Genomic DNA, 15,940 nt, shown 5'->3' with positions numbered 1-15,940 from the left:
CTACCGTTGACACATGATCACCACGGACGAGTACCTGTACTTCACCGGCCGGGCCCTCGACGGGATGGCGGCCGTGCTGGAGGAACTCGGCGACGACCTGGCGAACCGGCGGCCGGAGCTGCCCGGCGCGAACACGCCGTACGCGATCGTGACGCACTGCATCGGCGTGGTCGATCACTGGGCGGGGCGGCTCGTCGCGGGCCGCGCGGTAGAGCGGGATCGCGACGCGGAGTTCCATGCGTCGGGGAAGGTCGCGGATCTCGTCACGCGGCTCGGCGAGGCGAAGCAGCGGCTGCGCGAGTACGTCGCTGTCGCCGACATGCGGGCGCCGCTGCACGAGGAAGCGGCGCCGCCTTACGGTGACACGCTGATCGGGCGCACGCAGGGTGCGGCGCTGCAACATGTGTACGAGGAGCTGGCGCAGCATCGCGGACACCTCGAACTGACGCGCGACGTCCTCGGCGGCTAGCGGGGGCTACAGCCACTTGCCGAGATCCGGCCCGTCGAGACCGCCGCGCCCGCAGATCCAGCGGCAGAGTTCTGCCGCGGTGCCACGGACGACGACCGGCTCCTCGCCGGGGATCCGCCAGTCCGACGCGCGATCCGACGCTTCGAGGACGAAGGCTGGCCCCTGGTCGCGGCTCGCGCGCAGACCGACCACATCCGCGATCAGCGCGTCGACCAGCTCATCGGGGAAGTCGTCGAATCCCACACCGGTGCCGAGGTCGACTGCGTGAATCCACACTTCGCGCGTGCGCAGCCACGGGATTTCGGTCGCCGGGACCAGTCTTCCTTGTGCTGTCCGGACTTGCGCGTCCCACGCGGTCAGCGCGGTGAGATCCGCCCGCAGCCGGGAGTCGGTTTCCGTTGCCAGCTCACGTATTTCGCCGGCAGGCAACTTCGCGCCTTGCTCGATCTCGGCGTTGCGGGATTCGGGGCTGGGGTACATCGGCGACTCCTCGCCGGTGCGCGCCCACCGCACGAGCCGGGAAAGCGCTTTCGCGTTGTAGCCGACGTGCGCGACCAGATGGGCCGTCGTCCAGCCCGGCAACGTGCCCGGTTCCGGGAACGCGCTGTCCGGTATCGACGCGAGCTGGTCGAGGAAGAGTCGCGACCCTTGCTCGACCCACGCGAGTCGTTGCGCCGGTGCGGTCATCGCGTGATTCTGTCACGCTGAATCGGCTGCGGTCGATGCGCTACGGCTACTGTGGAGAACGTAGGTTCTCCGGGTAGTAAGGTGACCATGGATCGCGAAGCCGCGCAGACGAAGCTGCTCGACGCAGCCGAGGAGCTGTTCTACGCCCGTGGTATCCAGACCGTCGGCATGGACGACATCCGCAGCGCGTCCGGCGTCTCCCTCAAGCGGCTCTACCAGGTGTTTCCCGCCAAGGAGCAGCTGATCGAGGCCTATCTCGAACGCCGCGACACCCGCTGGCGCGGCCGCCTGGCCGAGCATGTCGAGACTCACGACGATCCCGAGCGCCGCATCCTCGCCGTCTTCGACTGGCTCGAACTGTGGTTCGGCGAGCCCGGGTTCCGCGGCTGCGCCTGGATCAACTCCTTCGGCGAGCTCGGCGCGGTGTCCGACAGTGTGCGGCGGCAGGCCCTGCGGCACAAAACGGCGTTCCGGGACTATCTGGGTGAACTGGTCGCCGCCGCCGGCCTGCCCGGCGAACTGGCCGACAACCTGCTGCTTCTCGCCGAAGGGGCCATGGTCACGGCCGGGATCTTCGGCCGGACGGACCCCGCGCGGCACGGCCGGACGGCGGCCGCGGTCCTGGTCGGCGCCGCGAAGAACAACTAGTCGCATCGCGGGGTCGCCGCGTACGGTGTGGCCAGGGGATATAGCCGCGACGGCAGGAGGGCACCTGCGATGCGATCGATGTGGAAGGGATCCGTGTCGTTCGGGTTGGTCACGATTCCGATCAACCTGTACGCGGCGACGGAGAACAAGAACGTCACACTGCGGCAGGTCCACGAGTCCGACGGCGGCCGGATCCAGTACAAGCGGTTCTGCTCGATCGAGGGCGTCGAAGTGCCGTACGCGGAGATCGCCAAGGGCTACGAGCTGGACGACGGCGAGATGGTCGTGATCACGGACGCCGATCTCGAAGGGCTGCCGCTGTCCAGCTCGAACGTCATCGACGTGCTGGAGTTCGTGCCGCTGGAGGCGATCGACCCGCTGCACTACGACCGGCACTACTACCTCGAACCGCAGAAGTCGGCGCTCAAGCCGTATGTGCTGCTCCGGGACGCGCTGCACAAGTCGCAGAACGTGGCGATCGCGAAGGTCGCGTTGCGGCAGCGGGAGAGTCTCGCGCTGCTGCGGGTGCACGCGGACGTCATGGTGATGACCACGATGCTGTGGCCGGACGAGGTCCGCACCCCGGACTTCGGCTTCCTGAACGAGGACGCCCCGCAGGTGCGCTCGCAGGAGCTGGCCATGGCCGGTTCGCTGATCGATTCGCTGACCGAGCCGGTGTTCGAACCGGACAAGTACACCGACAGCTACCGCGAGGCCCTCGAATCGGTCATCGAGGCCAAGGTCGCGGGCCAGGACACCACGAAACCGGTGAAGAAGACCGCGAAGTCCGATGTCGTGGACCTGATGGCGGCGCTGGAGGCCAGCGTTTCGGAGGCCAAGAAGGCCCGCAAGCCCGCGGCGCGCAAGACACCGGCCAAGAAGACCCCGGCGAAGCCCACCGCGGCCAAGAGCACAACGACGCGGAGCAGGCGCTCGCCGAAAAGTGCGTGACACGCCGGACGCTCGTCCCCGAGTCGATCATGACCCGGTGCTACCACAGTCGCATGGAGTGCCTTAGCTGCGTCAGCGAACTGGACCACTGCCACGGCACGCTGGTCAGCCACGAAGACGACTTCGTGGAGTGCACCGATTCCGGCTGCCGCGATCTCGACCTCGCGCGGCACGTCTTCACCGCCACCTGCGCCGACGTCGACGGCGGCTGCCACTGCACGGCGGTCTTCGTCGAGGAGTTCGCGAAAGCGTCCTGACCAGGGCCGTCAGCGGACGGTCAGCCTCCGGTCAGCGCCCTCGCCGAATCTTGGGTCACCGAGACGACGAAGGAGCTGGCAATGCGAAACAAGAACATCCTCATCTCCGGCGCGAGCATCGCGGGCCCGACCCTGGCGCTCTGGCTGAACCGGCACGGCTTCGCCACCACGGTCGTGGAAAAGGCCCCGGAGTTGCGCGACGGCGGCCAGGCGGTCGACTTCCGCGGCAACCAGCTGGACGTGTTGCGGCGGTCGGGCCTGCTGGATGAGGTCCGCCGTCACCAGACGAACATGGGCGCGCAGATCATCCTCGACGAGCGGGGCCGCCGGGCCGGGGTGATGCCGCCGGAGTTCACCAGCGGCGAGGTCGAGATCCTGCGTGGCGACCTCAGCCGCATCCTGTTCGACGCGACGAAGGACCGGACCGAGTACATCTTCGGGGATTCGATCACGTCGCTGACCGAGGTCGCCGATGGCGTCGAAGTCACCTTCACGCATGGCGGTCCGCGCAAGTTCGACCTGGTCGTCGGCGCCGACGGGATGCATTCGGTGGTGCGGGCGCTGGCGTTCGGACCGGAATCACGGTTCCGCAAGGAGGCCCACTTCCACTTCGCCGGGTTCACCGCGCCGAACCACCTCGGGCTGGACCGCAGCGGGTTCGTCTACAACGTGCCCGGGCGGGGCGTGATGCTGCAGAGCAAGCGCGGCAACACCCAGGCGAACGTCGGGTTCTGGTTCCGCGCGGACGGGCTGGAGTACGACCGGCACGACGTCGAGCAGCAGAAGAGGATTCTGCACGAGCTCTACCGCGACGCCGGGTGGGAACTGCCGGCGCTGCTGGCGGCGCTGCGCGACGCGGACGACGTGTTCTTCGACTCGCTGTGCCAGATCCACCTCGACCACTACACGCGCGGCCGGATCGCGCTGGTAGGCGACGCCGGCTGGGGCGCGGGGCCGGGCGGCAGCGGGACCGGGCTGGCGATGATGGCGGCGTATGTGCTCGCCGGTGAGCTTGCGGCCGCAGGCGGTGACCACGAGGCCGGGTTCGCCGCCTACGAGCGCGAGGTGCGGGCGGCCGCTGAGGCGGGGCTGAAGCAGGCCAAGGGGGCCGGCGGATTCCTGGCGCCCGCGACGTCCGGCGCGATCCGGCGGCGCAACTTCACCTACCGGCTGCTGTTCACGCGGCCGCTGATGGGCCTGTTCCAGAAGATGGCCATTAAGGCGGCAAACGCCTTGACGCTGAAGGATTATCCGATCCCCGGGTACTCGCGTTAGAGCGAGTGGGACAGGTGGGTGCGGGCGGTCGCGGCGGGGGTCGACTTGCCGCGGGTGAACTCCGGGTGGCCGGCCAGCCGGCGGCGAAGCGCGGCGAGATCCGGGTCGCCGACCGGGGCGCGGCCACGGAGTGCCTCGGCGAGGCCGAGCAGGTAGGCGGCTTGGCCTGGGTCCCCGCTCGCGGCCGTGAAACCGGCGAGCCCTTCGACGGCCTCGGCGACGTCGATGCCGAACTGCTGGCTCAGCGCGCTCCGCACCGCCTGCCGGTGCAGCGACCCGGCCTCCGCGAGATCGTCCGTGACCCGCCCCAGCGCGGTGAGCACCCGCGACCGCGTCCCCGTGCTCAGCCAGTCGCCGCCGCACTCGTCGAGCGCGCGTCCGTACCACCGCCGCGCGCCGGGCAGGTCACCGCGTCGGGCTGCGAGCAGGCCGTGGCCCAGGTACGCACTCGCCAGGATCGCGGGAACGCCGCCGCGCCGGGCGAGTTCGACGGCGCGTTCGTAACCGGCCTCGGCTCCGGCCAGGTCACCCCCGTGGAGCAGCCGGTCGGCGCGCCGGGCCCACAGCTCGGCCAAGTCCTCGATCGCGCCGAGCTGGTCCAGCAGCTCGATCGCCTCGTCGGTCAGCTCGACGGCCCGGGTCCATTCACCGGTCAGGTCGGCGTGCGTGGCCAGCCCGTCGAGGGTCTGCGAAATACCCCAGCGGTCGCCCACCTCGCGAAAACCGTCCAGCGCGGCCCGCAGATCCGGCTCCGCGGTGTCGATGTTGCCGTTGAACAGGGCCAGATAGCTCTGTGAGAAATGGAAAAGCGCCCGGAACCACGGGTCGTCGACGGTCGCCATCCGGCGTTGCATCGGCGTCGGCGGCTCGTCCGGATCGGGCGGCCCGGCGAACGTCGCCCACGCGACCAGCAGATGCGGTTGCCGTAGCGGCCAGTCGAGCGTGTTCATGATCGCTTCCGCCCGATGCCGGTGACGGTCCATTTCGGACGGTCCGGCGCTCAGCACGGTCAGCACGTACTCCTCTTCCAGGCCGGGCGGCGTCTCCGGACCCAGCTTGTCCAGCAGCCGCGCGGCCAGCGGGATGTTCTCGCTGAGCACCCCGCGCAGCCGCCAGTACGCGGTCTGCGCGCCGATGAGCCGCAGCGCCAGCTCGGGGGCCGCGTCCACCGCCCAGCGCATCGCCGCGTGCAGGTTCGCGTGCTCGGCCGTCAGCCGGGCGAGCCAAGTCAGCTGCTCCGTCCGCCGCAGGTGCGGATCGGCTGTCTGGGCCAGTTCGAGGAAGAATTCGGCGTGGGCGCGGGAAACCGCGTCCAGCTCGCCGGACTCGGCGAGCCGTTCGGCCGCGTACGCGCGGATGGTGTCGAGCATCCGGAACCGGTCGCCCTGCGCGTCGAGCAGTGACTTGTCGGCGAGCCCGGTCAGCAGCTCATCGGCGTCTACTTCGGACAGTCCACACACGTCCGCGGCCGACTCGGTGGTGACACCACCGGAGAAGACCGCCAAGCGCCGCAACAGGTCCTGTTCCTCGACGCCGAGAAGTTCCCAGCTCCACGCGACGACGGCACGCAGCGTCTGGTGCCGTGGCGCGGCTGTCCGGCTGCCACGCGACAGTAACCGGAACCGGTCGGCGAGCCGGGTTTCCAGCTGCGCCAAGGGAATCGTGCGCAGCCGGGCCGCGGCGAGCTCGATCGCGAGCGGCAGCCCGTCGAGTGCCGCACAGATCCGCCCGACGACGGCGGGATCCATGGCGAACTGCGGCGACACCGCGGCGGCGCGCTCGGCGAACAGGCGCAGTGCCGTCGCCTCACGCAGTGGGGGCACGGGACACAGGGCTTCACCGGTGATGCCGAGCGGTTCGCGGCTCGTCGCGAGGATGCGCAGGCCCGGGCAGCCGCTGAGCAGCCTGTGCGCCAGCGCGGCGGCCTCGCCGATCACGTGCTCGCAGTTGTCGAACACGAGTAGCAGTGCGCGGTCCGCGAGCGCGGATACCAGGCGCCGCACCGGATCCGCGTCACCGGGCGCGCCGAACATGCGCGTCTCGCGCAGGCCCAGCGCGTCCAGCACCGCTTGCGGCACCGTGCTGCCATCGGCCGGGGCGAGGTCGACGAAGCAGGCCTCGGGACCGCTCGCCTCGATCGCGAGCCGCGTTTTACCCGCCCCGCCCGGGCCGGTCAGCGTGACCAGCCGCGCGCCGGTGAGCAGCTCGGCGACCCGTTTCAGCTCGTCCTCGCGGCCGACAAAACTCGTCAGCTGCGCGGGAACGCTCGTGCTGCGCAACGGTTCGGCGCGCAGCGCGGCCAGATGCGCCGCGGCCAGCTCGGGGGACGGGTCGGCGCCGAGTTCGTCGGCGAGCCGCTCCCGGGTGTCCTCGAACGTGACCAGGGCCTCGGCCTGCTGGCCGGCGCCGCTCAGCGCACGCACCAGCAAGCTCTGCGTCCGCTCGCGCAGCGGATGATCCTTCGCCAGCGCACGGAGTTCCGGGACCAGGTCGGTATTGCCGAGCGCCAGTTCCGCGTCCGCCCGGTCCTCGATCGCGGCGACGCGTTCCTCGGCCAGCCTCGCGGCCTGCGGTTCCGCGAACGGCGCCTCGACATCGGCCAGTGCGGGGCCTCGCCACAACGAAAGCGCGTCCCGGAGCAGCCGGGCCGCTTCGGCGTGTTCACCCGCGTGGAGCGCCTGCCGCCCGTCGCGCGCCAGCCGGGTGAACCGGTGCACGTCGACGTCATCGGGATCGACCACGAGCCGGTACCCGGCCGGCTGCCGCTCGATCGGCACGCCGAGCCGCCGGCGGAGCCGGGAAACCTGTGCCTGTAAGGCATTCGTGGCATCGCCCGGTGGCTCTTCGCCGTACAGCGCGTCGATCAGCCGGTCCGTGCCGACCACCCGGCCCGCGTCGAGCAGCAGCAGGGCGAGCAGCGCACGCGGCCGCGGCCCGCCGACCTCCCCGTCGGCCAGCACCGGCCCCAGGATGCCGAACATGCGCCCATCATGCCTCGCGCCGGAAACCGGTTGGAGTCGCGGACGGGGGGTTGACTACGCTGGGCTGGTCGTCTATCGGCGCCGAGCGCGCCACCCGAGGAGTACCCAGTGATCACCAGGATGTCGTCGCTGTTCCTTCGCACCCTGCGTGAGGACCCGGCGGACGCCGAAGTGCCCAGCCACAAGCTGCTGGTGCGCGCCGGCTATGTCCGCCGCGTGGCCCCGGGCGGGTACTCCTGGCTGCCGCTGGGCCTGCGGGTGCTGCGCAATGTCGAACGGGTGGTGCGCGAGGAGATGGACGCGATCGGCGCGCAGGAGATCCAGTTCCCCGCGCTGCTGCCCCGCGAGCCGTACGAGAAGACCGGCCGCTGGACCGAGTACGGCGACAGCCTGTTCCGGCTCAAGGACCGCAAGGGCGCCGACTACCTGCTCGGGCCCACGCACGAGGAGCTGTTCGCGCTCACCGTGAAGGGTGAGTACAGCTCCTACAAGGACTACCCCGTGGTCCTGTACCAAATCCAGACCAAGTACCGGGACGAGGCGCGGCCGCGGGCCGGCATCCTGCGCGGCCGCGAGTTCGTCATGAAGGACTCGTACTCGTTCGACCTGGACGACGCGGGCCTGGCGCACTCCTACCAGCTGCACCGCGACGCCTACATCAAGATCTTCGACCGGCTCGGCCTCGAGTACGTGATCGTCGCGGCGACCTCCGGGGCGATGGGCGGCTCGGCGTCGGAGGAGTTCCTCGCCGTCGCCGAGACGGGTGAGGACACCTACGTCCGCAGTACCGAGTCGGGTTACGCGGCCAACGTCGAGGCCGTCGTGACGCCCGCGCCGCCCGCGCGCCCGCTCGACGGGCTGGCCGAGGCGCAGGTGCACCACACGCCCGGCACGCCGACCATCGCGACGCTGGTCGAGTACCTCAGCACGAAGACCGACCTCGGCCGGGCGTTCACCGCCGCGGACACGCTCAAGAACGTCATGCTGAAGATCCGCAAGCCCGGCGCGAAGGAGTGGGAGATCCTCGGCGTCGGCGTTCCCGGTGACCGCGAGGTCGACCAGAAACGGCTCGAAGCCGCGCTCGAACCCGCCGAGGTCGCGCTGCTCGAAGAGGCCGACTTCACCGCCAACCCGTTCCTCGTCAAGGGCTACATCGGGCCGAAGTCCTTGCAGGACAACGGAGTTCGCTACCTCGTCGACCCGCGAGTGGTCACCGGGACAGCGTGGGTGACCGGTGCGGACAAGGCCGACCACCACGTCGTGGACCTGGTCGCTGGCCGCGACTTCACCCCGGACGGCACGATCGAGGCGGCCGAGGTCCGCGAGGGCGACGCGTCGCCCGACGGGCACGGCACGCTGGTCGCGGCGCGCGGCATCGAGATCGGGCACATCTTCCAGCTGGGCCGCAAGTACACCGACGCGTTCGAGGTGGACGCGCTCGGCGCCGACTCGAAGCCGATCCGGATCACCATGGGCTCGTACGGGGTGGGCGTGTCGCGGCTGGTCGGCGTGCTCGCCGAGCAGTACCTCGACGAGCTGGGCCTGGTCTGGCCGCGCGAGGTCGCGCCCGCCGACGTGCACGTCGTCATCGCGGGCAAGGACGAAGCCGTGTTCGAGGGCGCGGAGAAGCTCGCCGCCGAGCTCGACGCGGCCGGGGTGAGCGTGCTGCTCGACGACCGCAAGGCCACGCCGGGCGTGAAGTTCGCCGACGCCGAGCTGATCGGCGTGCCGACGATCCTCGTCGTGGGCCGTGGCCTGGCGAAGGGCGTGGTCGAGGTCAAGGACCGCGCTTCCGGTGACCGCGCCGATGTCCCGGTGGACGAGGTCGTCGCGCAACTGGTGAAGCTCGTCCGCGGCTGATGTCGAACTCGCGGTCGTGGACGTCGGACTCGCCGTCCCGAATGTAGATCTCGCGGTCGTGAGCGTAGGACTCGCCGGTCAGCCGAGGACGGCCTCGACGACTGCGGGCGTGTCCGACAGGTCCGCGAAGACGACGTGGGCGCCGGCGTCGCGCAGGGTTGCTTCGTCGAAGCGGCCGGTGGCGACACCGACCGCGAGCGCACCGTGGGCGAGGGCGGCGTCGATGTCGTGCGGGGTGTCGCCGATGACGACGACCGCGTCCGGCGCGAACGGGCTGTGCCGCGCCCCCGCCAGCGACACGGCGTGCGCGACGAGATCCGGCCGGTGCGCCGACAGCGAGCCGTAGCCGCCGATTTCGAAGTCCAGGTGTTCGTGCAGGCCGAACGCCGTCAGCTTGTGCCACGAAATCTCACGCAGGTTCCCGGTGACCAGCGTCTGCACCACCTCACCGGACAGCGCGCTCAACGCCGCTTCGGCGCCGGGCAGGGCGATGCCGCGCGTGGGGAGCGTCGGCACCGCCCGCTCGGCCGCGGCCACGAGTCCCGCCCACATCTTGCGCACGGTCTCGTCATCCGGCTGCACGCCGTGCAGGGTCAGCAGCTCTGACGTGATCGCGAGTTCGGTGCGCCCGAAGAAACCTGGCATCCCGGTGAAGGCGACGCCGGTCACCTCCGGCAGCACCTGGGCGTACCACTCGCGGCCCGTGCCGCGCAGGTCGATGAGGGTCTGGTCGATGTCCCACAGCACGAGTCGCTTGTTCACGCACCCGACGGTACCGGGGATCCGCGCGACGCCTCCTCGCCGCGGCCCGGTCGGTCACCGCTTGGCGTAGTCCGCGACTCCTTGCCAGTCGATGACCACGCACGGCTCGTCACCCACCACCCACGCGTCGTGTCCCGGCGGGCAGATCATGAAGTCGCCGGTGCGGAAACTGGCTTCCTCGCCGTCGTCCATGCGGATCGTCATCTGTCCGGAAAGGACATAACCCATGTGGGAGGCCTGGCAGCTCTCGGTCCCCGCGATCGGCTTGACGTGCTTCGACCACTGCCAGCCGGGCCGGAAAGTGGCCCGGCCGACCGCGCCGCCGGTGACGTTCACCAGCTCCAGCTGCCCGGAATCGTCTTCGAACCGGCGAACCTCTTCCGGCGTGTCCAGGCTCATTTTGAGCAGACCAGTCATGACGACCTCCTTCACGCGGGTAGCGGGACGCTATTCGGCTCCGGCGTGAGTATCGATCCGCGTCCTGTCCCGCACTAGAGGAGAAGGGCCCAACAGAATTTTCCGTGCGGACGATCAAAGTCTTTCGTTCCGGATGACCTCGAGATTGTGGAAAATTGGCGGTTCACTGCAGAGATTGGTGATCTCCTGGGCGAACTTGCCGGTTTCCGGCAGGGCGGAATTCCGCATCGCCTCGTCGTAGGACGGGAACTCGACGAACTCCACATAGGTGCCGGGCTGGTCCCGGTCGCTCATCAGAACCGCGTGCGTGGCGGTGCGCTTGCCCTGCGTCTCGCTCAGCCACCGGTCCATGATCCCGTTGATCTCATCTGCGTGTGAAGTTTTGTACTCGATAATCTGTACGAAAGTCATTTTCCTTCCCTTCTTTGCTGGGAAAGCCATGGTGCGCGCGGTCCGTCGCGGCGTCAAGGGAATGGGCGTAGCGTCGCGAGCAGGAGCAAATGCGCCGCCCTGAGGAGGGATTATGACAGTGGATCAGTCACGGCAGGAAGCATTCGCCGGCCTCATGGCGGATGTGCTCAACAAGGCGGCGCTGGCGCTTCTGATCAGCGTCGGCCAGCAGGCCGGTTTGTTCGACACGATGAGCACGTTGCCACCGTCCACCAGCGATGAAATCGCGAAGGCGGCGCGGCTAGACGAACGGTATGTCCGCGAGTGGCTCGGTGGCATGGTCGTCGGCGGGATCCTGGAGTACGAGCCGGGCAGTGCGACATACTCGCTACCGCCCGAGCACGCGGCGTCGCTCACGACTGCCGCCGGGCCGGACAACCTGGCCGGGATGATGCCGTACGTCGCGTTGATGGGCGAGGTCGAGCAACAGGTCGTCGCCGCCTTCCGCAATGGCGGCGGTGTGCCCTATTCGGCCTATCCGCGCTTCCAGAAATTGCAGGCGGAGGAGACGGCCAGGGTGTACGACGTGGCCCTCGTCGACACGATCGTCCCGCTCGTTCCGGGCCTCACCGAACGGCTGCGCGAGGGTGTCGACGTCCTGGACGTCGGCACCGGTCAAGGGCACGCGCCCATCGTGCTGGCCCAGGCATTCCCGCGCAGCCGGTTCCACGGCCTCGACCAGTCGGAGCAGGGCATCGCGACGGCCCGGGCGGAGGCCGACCGGCTCGCCCTCTCCAACGTCAGCTACACGGTCGGCGACTCGACCCGGATCAGCGGACAGTACGACCTGGTCACCGCCTTCGACGTGATCCACGATCTGGCCCGGCCACAGGAGACCCTCGACGCCATCGCCGCCTCCCTGCGCGACGGCGGCACTTTCCTGATGGGCGACATCGCCGCCTCCAGCAAGCTGGAGGAGAACGTGGACCATCCCTTCGCGCCGGCGCTCTTCGGCTTCTCCGTCTTCTACTGCATGACCACGTCACTGAGTACCGGTGGCGCGGGCCTCGGCACCGTCTGGGGCGAGCAGACCGCCCGTCAGATGCTCGGCGCCGCGGGCTTCACCGGCATCGAAGCCCGGTCGGTCGAAGGAGACCCGATCAACATCTACTACGTGGCCACGACCAGCGCACCCTGACGTCCGCCCGCTTTTCAACAACCGTTGACTTCTCGCTGACGACCGGGCTACCGTGGGCGTTAAATTCAACGGACGAAGAATAGCGGAGGACCCATGAAGCTGGCCTCGCTCGCGGCGCTGGCCGGTGCCGTGATCGCGATCGTGCTGGGCCTGCTCACGGTCGGCGTCCAGGCGACCGTCAGCCCACACGACATCCCCGTCGCGGTGGCCGCGCCACCGCAGCTGCGCCCCGCCGCGGAACACGTCGCGACCGAGGGCGCGGGCACGGTCTCGTGGTGGATCGCGACCCCGGACGAAGCCCGGAAGCTGTTGGACGACAAGGAGGTCTACGGGATCCTCGAACTCGGCCAGCCGACCAAGGTCATCGTCTCCGGCGCCATCAACCCCGCCGGAACCCAAGTGGTGCAACAGATCCTGACCACGGCCGTGCCGGGCGCGCAGGTCGAAACCGTCCATCCGGCGAGCGCGGCCGGCCGGGTCGCGCCGCTGGCCGTGAGCATCCTGGCCTGGCTGGGGTCACTCGCCGCCGGTGCCGCGGCGCTCGTCCTGGCCCGCCGCGCCCGGCTGTCCCTCTCGCTCGGCGCCCGGCTGACCCGGGTGTTCCTGAGCGGGGTCCTGATGACCGCCGTGCTGGCCGGATTCCTGAAACTGTGGGACGCCAGCCTGCCGCTGGACTGGCAGGTGCTGGGCTTCATGTTCCTGGTCTCGACGGCGTTCGCGGCGATCCAGGGCGCGCTGCTGCGCCTGCTGGGACTCCCCGCGATGGCGATCCTCGGGCCGCTCTACCTGCTCGCGCCCGCCGTCGCCGGCCAGGTGCCGGAGCTGCTGAACCCGGCGTACCGGGCGGCGCTGTGGTCGTGGACCCCGTTCCGGTTCTCCACCGAGGGGCTGCGCAGCCTCCTTCAGGGCACGTCCGGCGCGCCCGACGTGACGACCGCGTTGTGGGTGCTCGGCGTGATGCTGGCGGTCGGCCTCGTCGTGATCGTCTGGCCCGGCCGTCGCCGAATCCCGGAAGCGGCGAACATGCGACGTGACGCGTTTGCGCCAACCGCCGGGTAGTGACCCGGGTGCCCGGTTCCCCCGATGCTGTGCCGATGAAACGGAGATCTTGGAACCGGGTCGCGGTCGCGCTGGGCCTCGTCCTGGCGGCGACCGTGCTGCCGGTCGGCGGTAACCCCGCACAGGCCGAGGTGCCCGGCTGGCAGCTGATCGGTCCGAACGACCTGGGCGGCCAGATCGCGTTCACCGCCGCGATGCCGTCCCGGATGTACGCCGTGCCCGAGGGCGTCCCGCGCGTCTACCGCACCGACGACCATGGCCTGACCTGGCTGCCGGGAACGAGACTGGGCGGGCCGAACGTCATCGTGAACCGGATCGCGGCCGACCCCGGGAACGCGAAGGTGGTCTACGCGGCGGCGACCGACCTGGGCACGAACACCGGTCTCGTCTACCGCAGCGAGGACGGCGCGCAGACGTTCCAGCCGGTGCTGAACAGCACGGCCCCGGTGAACGACGTCGTCGTGTCCCCGTCCGGCCGGCAGGTGCTCGCCGCCGGGAATGCCGGGGTGTACGCCGGCTACGACGGCGGGCGGCGCTGGAATCAGCTGCCGGACGCGCCGGCCGGGGTCAGCCGGATCGCCCTGTCCGACGGCGCCCTCCTCGTCACCGCGGAGTCCGGGCTCTACCGGATCGAGGACGCGTTTACCCGGCCCAGGATTTCGAACCCGGTGCCCGTCCACGTCGCCGCCGCGATGACCCGGGTGTCGGCCCGCGGTCCGGTGGCCGTGGCGTCGACCCTCATCGGCGGGGGCGGGCTGCTGTCCACGGACGGCGGGCGCCACTGGCATGTGCTGCGCGGTCCGTGGGATGACGCCGACGCGCTCACCTACGCCGGGGTGACCGCGACCGGCGACATCGAGGTCCAGACCATTGCGCCGTCCCAGGATGCGACCGGGGCCAAGGACTTCTGGATTTCCGGCGACCAGGGCCGGACCTGGCGCGACCGGCCGGGCCTGATCTCGAAGGTCGACGTCGTCACCGATATCGGGAACTTTCCCGACCGGCCGCAGGAACAGGTCATCTCGGGGCCCGCCGGCATCTACACCACCCGTGACGTGCTCGGCTTCCAGCGCATCGGTTTTCCCGGCGGCAACGTGCAGTCGCTCGCGATGGCCGGCCCGGCACTCGTCGCGGGCACCATGACCGGTACCTACACCTCGACCGCGGCCGTCCTGCCGCGGCCGCCACTGGGGTACCAGGAATGGGGCCAGAAAAGGGATGCCGACGCGCCGCCGACGATCGGGAACACGATCCAGGCGTTCGCCAACCTGCCCGGCGGGGCCCTGCTCCGCGTGCGCAACGCCTTCTGCGGACAGGACTGCTTCGCGGTGGAACGCAGTCGCGACGCCGGCGCCACCTGGGAGCCGCTGACCATGCTGCCGGGCCATGCGACCTCGATCGCGGTGGACCCGGCCAACCCGAAGCGGGTGTACGCGGGAAGCTCGGTGCGGGCCGGCGTCTACGTCAGCGACGACAGCGGCAGCACGTTCACGTTCTACGACCACCCGGAGTTCCTCGGCGTGAGTTCCCTTGCCACGGACGGCAAACACACGCTGTGGATCGGCGACGGGGGCGGGCTCTACCGCAGCACGGACGGCGGGATCACGACGAGCCGGATCCTCGACGGCGACGAAGTCTCGTCCGTCGCGGTCGACCCCGCCGACCCACGGCACGTCGTCGCCGCGGGTCATGGGTTCATCAAGGTCAGCCGTGACGGCGGAAAGACGTTCGCCGAGGCGGCCCGGCTGCCGATGGCGACCTACGGCTCTGTCGTGTTCGGTGCGCGCGGGGCGATCTTCGCCGCAACCCGTGACTACTACGAGCCCGGCCAGGGGGTGTTCCGTAGTACCGATGGTGGTCTGCACTGGGCGAGCATGTCCGCGTCGCTGCCCGACCAGGACGTGCGTTCGCTGGCGGCCTCAGGCGACGGCCGTTGGCTGTTCGCCGGAACCCGTGGCGGCGTGTACCGCGTGCCACTGAGTTGAGGCACTCGACGGTGCCGGGCCCCCGGCACCGTCGAGCCAACCGAGCTTGCTCGCCTGCCAGGCCAGCTGCATCCGGCTCCGCGCGTTGGCGCGCAGCATCATCTCCTGCACCCGCCGCTGCACGGTGCGGAGGCTGACCTGCAGCGCCTTTGCGATCGACTTGTCCCCGATACCGCTTACCAGCAGCGAAAGCAGTTGCCGCTCCTCGGCGCTCAGCGGCACGCCCGTGGTGCCGTCGATGCGGACCGGCGCGCCCCGTTCCCAGTAGCTGTCGAACAGCGCGATGAGTGCGACGAGCAGGCTGCTGCCCAGGATCAGCGCGGCCGTCGGCTCACCGGTCGTCTCGTCGACCGGTAGAGGGCACAGCGCGACCGACCGGTCCGACACGGCGAGCCGGATGGGCAGCGTCGGCGTCGTCCTGGCGATCTCGCCCGCGCGTATTCCTTCGATGAGGCTCTCCATCGCGCCCGGCCCTTCGAGCCAGGAGTTCTCGTACAGGACGCGGTACCGCACACCGCGTTCGAGCGCCCGGAACTCCTCGATGTTCTCCGAGGATTCTAGTGCGATCGCCCCGCCGCGGCAGAACCACAGCATCTCCTCGCGGGCGTTCCGCTGCAGCGAAAGCGCCTGCCCGCGGATCGCGTCCGCGCCGATGATCACCTCGACCAGCTGGGCCGGGTCCCGGCGGCGGGCGCCGTCCCGGTACCGCTCGGCCAGCGTGGTGATCGCGGCGCGGGCCACCTCCAGTTCGGCCTGCTCCCGCACCAGCAACGGACCGAGGCTCACGTCCGGCGGCGCGGGCGCGTACTCCTCACCGTTGCGGCTGATCAGCTGTTTCGCCAGCAGGGTCCGCAGAATCGACTCGACCTCCGCGAGCGGCAGGCCGGTCGCGGCCGCGATCGAACCCGGCCGCGACCGGTAGTCGACGAGCGAACCCAGCACCGCTTCCTCGGCGGCGCCCAGTCCCAGTGCTTCGAGCATGCGGATGATCTCAGCACCGG

Annotated in this window: 15 protein-coding genes; 9 read left to right on the top strand and 6 right to left on the bottom strand. The window is 70.0% G+C overall.

Going from position 1 to position 15,940, the window contains the following annotated elements; translation table 11 throughout:
- The first annotated feature begins 13 nt into the window (after positions 1-13).
- Entirely contained in the window at positions 14-469 is a 456-nt protein-coding gene (locus LOZ83_RS04675; RefSeq protein WP_236788929.1) for a DUF664 domain-containing protein, read from the top strand.
- Positions 470-475: 6 nt separating this feature from the next.
- On the opposite strand, the gene LOZ83_RS04670 is transcribed toward LOZ83_RS04675, so the two are convergent.
- Positions 476-1,156, bottom strand: a complete 681-nt coding sequence (locus LOZ83_RS04670) for a maleylpyruvate isomerase family mycothiol-dependent enzyme (RefSeq protein ID WP_236788928.1) — start codon at positions 1,154-1,156, stop codon at positions 476-478.
- Between the two features lie 87 nt (positions 1,157-1,243).
- Between LOZ83_RS04670 and LOZ83_RS04665 the strand changes: the two genes are divergently transcribed.
- From LOZ83_RS04665 to LOZ83_RS04650, 4 genes are all read left to right on the top strand, one after another.
- Positions 1,244-1,804, top strand: coding sequence for a TetR/AcrR family transcriptional regulator (locus tag LOZ83_RS04665; RefSeq protein ID WP_236788927.1), 561 nt, complete (start codon positions 1,244-1,246; stop codon positions 1,802-1,804).
- A gap of 69 nt (positions 1,805-1,873) precedes the next feature.
- The gene (locus LOZ83_RS04660; RefSeq protein WP_236788926.1) at positions 1,874-2,755 is read left to right on the top strand and encodes a Ku protein; all 882 of its coding nucleotides are present in this window, start codon (positions 1,874-1,876) and stop codon (positions 2,753-2,755) included.
- Between the two features lie 53 nt (positions 2,756-2,808).
- Positions 2,809-3,012 carry a hypothetical protein gene (locus LOZ83_RS04655; protein ID WP_236788925.1) on the top strand — a complete coding sequence of 68 codons (204 nt, stop codon included), beginning with the start codon at positions 2,809-2,811 and terminating at the stop codon, positions 3,010-3,012.
- Between the two features lie 81 nt (positions 3,013-3,093).
- Positions 3,094-4,287, top strand: a complete 1,194-nt coding sequence (locus LOZ83_RS04650) for an FAD-dependent monooxygenase (protein ID WP_236788924.1) — start codon at positions 3,094-3,096, stop codon at positions 4,285-4,287.
- Here LOZ83_RS04650 and LOZ83_RS04645 read toward each other — a convergent pair.
- Positions 4,284-7,268 carry a BTAD domain-containing putative transcriptional regulator gene (locus LOZ83_RS04645; RefSeq protein WP_236788923.1) on the bottom strand — a complete coding sequence of 995 codons (2,985 nt, stop codon included), beginning with the start codon at positions 7,266-7,268 and terminating at the stop codon, positions 4,284-4,286. The two genes, LOZ83_RS04650 and LOZ83_RS04645, sit on opposite strands and share 4 nt — an antisense overlap.
- Before the next feature lie 108 nt (positions 7,269-7,376).
- Here LOZ83_RS04645 and LOZ83_RS04640 point away from each other — a divergent pair, with 108 nt between their 5' ends.
- The gene (locus LOZ83_RS04640) at positions 7,377-9,128 is read left to right on the top strand and encodes a proline--tRNA ligase (protein WP_236788922.1); all 1,752 of its coding nucleotides are present in this window, start codon (positions 7,377-7,379) and stop codon (positions 9,126-9,128) included.
- Between the two features lie 78 nt (positions 9,129-9,206).
- On the opposite strand, the gene LOZ83_RS04635 is transcribed toward LOZ83_RS04640, so the two are convergent.
- The 3 genes from LOZ83_RS04635 to LOZ83_RS04625 form a co-directional block, all read right to left on the bottom strand.
- Positions 9,207-9,890 carry a haloacid dehalogenase-like hydrolase gene (locus LOZ83_RS04635; RefSeq protein ID WP_236788921.1) on the bottom strand — a complete coding sequence of 228 codons (684 nt, stop codon included), beginning with the start codon at positions 9,888-9,890 and terminating at the stop codon, positions 9,207-9,209.
- A 54-nt stretch (positions 9,891-9,944) separates the two neighbouring features.
- A complete protein-coding gene (locus tag LOZ83_RS04630; protein ID WP_236788920.1) occupies positions 9,945-10,307 on the bottom strand; it encodes a cupin domain-containing protein in 363 nt (120 codons plus the stop codon).
- 114 nt (positions 10,308-10,421) lie between these two features.
- Complete coding sequence (locus LOZ83_RS04625; RefSeq protein ID WP_236788919.1) at positions 10,422-10,718, bottom strand: hypothetical protein; 297 nt, start codon at positions 10,716-10,718, stop codon at positions 10,422-10,424.
- A 112-nt stretch (positions 10,719-10,830) separates the two neighbouring features.
- On the opposite strand from LOZ83_RS04625, the gene LOZ83_RS04620 reads away from it, so the two are divergent.
- From LOZ83_RS04620 to LOZ83_RS04610, 3 genes are all read left to right on the top strand, one after another.
- A complete protein-coding gene (locus LOZ83_RS04620; protein WP_236788918.1) occupies positions 10,831-11,895 on the top strand; it encodes a class I SAM-dependent methyltransferase in 1,065 nt (354 codons plus the stop codon).
- A 93-nt stretch (positions 11,896-11,988) separates the two neighbouring features.
- Entirely contained in the window at positions 11,989-12,954 is a 966-nt protein-coding gene (locus LOZ83_RS04615; RefSeq protein WP_236788917.1) for an ABC transporter permease, read from the top strand.
- A 35-nt stretch (positions 12,955-12,989) separates the two neighbouring features.
- Positions 12,990-14,939 carry a sialidase family protein gene (locus tag LOZ83_RS04610; protein ID WP_236788916.1) on the top strand — a complete coding sequence of 650 codons (1,950 nt, stop codon included), beginning with the start codon at positions 12,990-12,992 and terminating at the stop codon, positions 14,937-14,939.
- Here LOZ83_RS04610 and LOZ83_RS04605 read toward each other — a convergent pair.
- On the bottom strand, positions 14,874-15,920 hold the full coding sequence (locus LOZ83_RS04605) for a LuxR C-terminal-related transcriptional regulator (protein WP_236788915.1): 1,047 nt from the start codon (positions 15,918-15,920) through the stop codon (positions 14,874-14,876). The genes LOZ83_RS04610 and LOZ83_RS04605 overlap by 66 nt on opposite strands.
- Positions 15,921-15,940: the final 20 nt, after the last annotated feature.

Origin of the sequence: Amycolatopsis sp. GM8, from assembly GCF_021653975.1 — a bacterium.
GTDB lineage: Bacteria > Actinomycetota > Actinomycetes > Mycobacteriales > Pseudonocardiaceae > Amycolatopsis_E.
This window is presented reverse-complemented; position numbering and strand designations above follow the sequence as displayed.

What these genes read in the sequence shown, in the direction of transcription:
- LOZ83_RS04675 (WP_236788929.1), top strand. Translation starts at nt 14, where the DNA reads ATGATCACCACGGACGAGTACCTGTACTTCACCGGCCGGGCCCTCGAC.
- LOZ83_RS04670 (WP_236788928.1), bottom strand. Translation starts at nt 1,156, where the DNA reads ATGACCGCACCGGCGCAACGACTCGCGTGGGTCGAGCAAGGGTCGCGA.
- LOZ83_RS04665 (WP_236788927.1), top strand. Translation starts at nt 1,244, where the DNA reads ATGGATCGCGAAGCCGCGCAGACGAAGCTGCTCGACGCAGCCGAGGAG.
- LOZ83_RS04660 (WP_236788926.1), top strand. Translation starts at nt 1,874, where the DNA reads ATGCGATCGATGTGGAAGGGATCCGTGTCGTTCGGGTTGGTCACGATT.
- LOZ83_RS04655 (WP_236788925.1), top strand. Translation starts at nt 2,809, where the DNA reads ATGGAGTGCCTTAGCTGCGTCAGCGAACTGGACCACTGCCACGGCACG.
- LOZ83_RS04650 (WP_236788924.1), top strand. Translation starts at nt 3,094, where the DNA reads ATGCGAAACAAGAACATCCTCATCTCCGGCGCGAGCATCGCGGGCCCG.
- LOZ83_RS04645 (WP_236788923.1), bottom strand. Translation starts at nt 7,268, where the DNA reads ATGTTCGGCATCCTGGGGCCGGTGCTGGCCGACGGGGAGGTCGGCGGG.
- LOZ83_RS04630 (WP_236788920.1), bottom strand. Translation starts at nt 10,307, where the DNA reads ATGACTGGTCTGCTCAAAATGAGCCTGGACACGCCGGAAGAGGTTCGC.
- LOZ83_RS04625 (WP_236788919.1), bottom strand. Translation starts at nt 10,718, where the DNA reads ATGACTTTCGTACAGATTATCGAGTACAAAACTTCACACGCAGATGAG.
- LOZ83_RS04620 (WP_236788918.1), top strand. Translation starts at nt 10,831, where the DNA reads ATGACAGTGGATCAGTCACGGCAGGAAGCATTCGCCGGCCTCATGGCG.
- LOZ83_RS04615 (WP_236788917.1), top strand. Translation starts at nt 11,989, where the DNA reads ATGAAGCTGGCCTCGCTCGCGGCGCTGGCCGGTGCCGTGATCGCGATC.
- LOZ83_RS04610 (WP_236788916.1), top strand. Translation starts at nt 12,990, where the DNA reads ATGAAACGGAGATCTTGGAACCGGGTCGCGGTCGCGCTGGGCCTCGTC.
- LOZ83_RS04605 (WP_236788915.1), bottom strand. Translation starts at nt 15,920, where the DNA reads ATGCTCGAAGCACTGGGACTGGGCGCCGCCGAGGAAGCGGTGCTGGGT.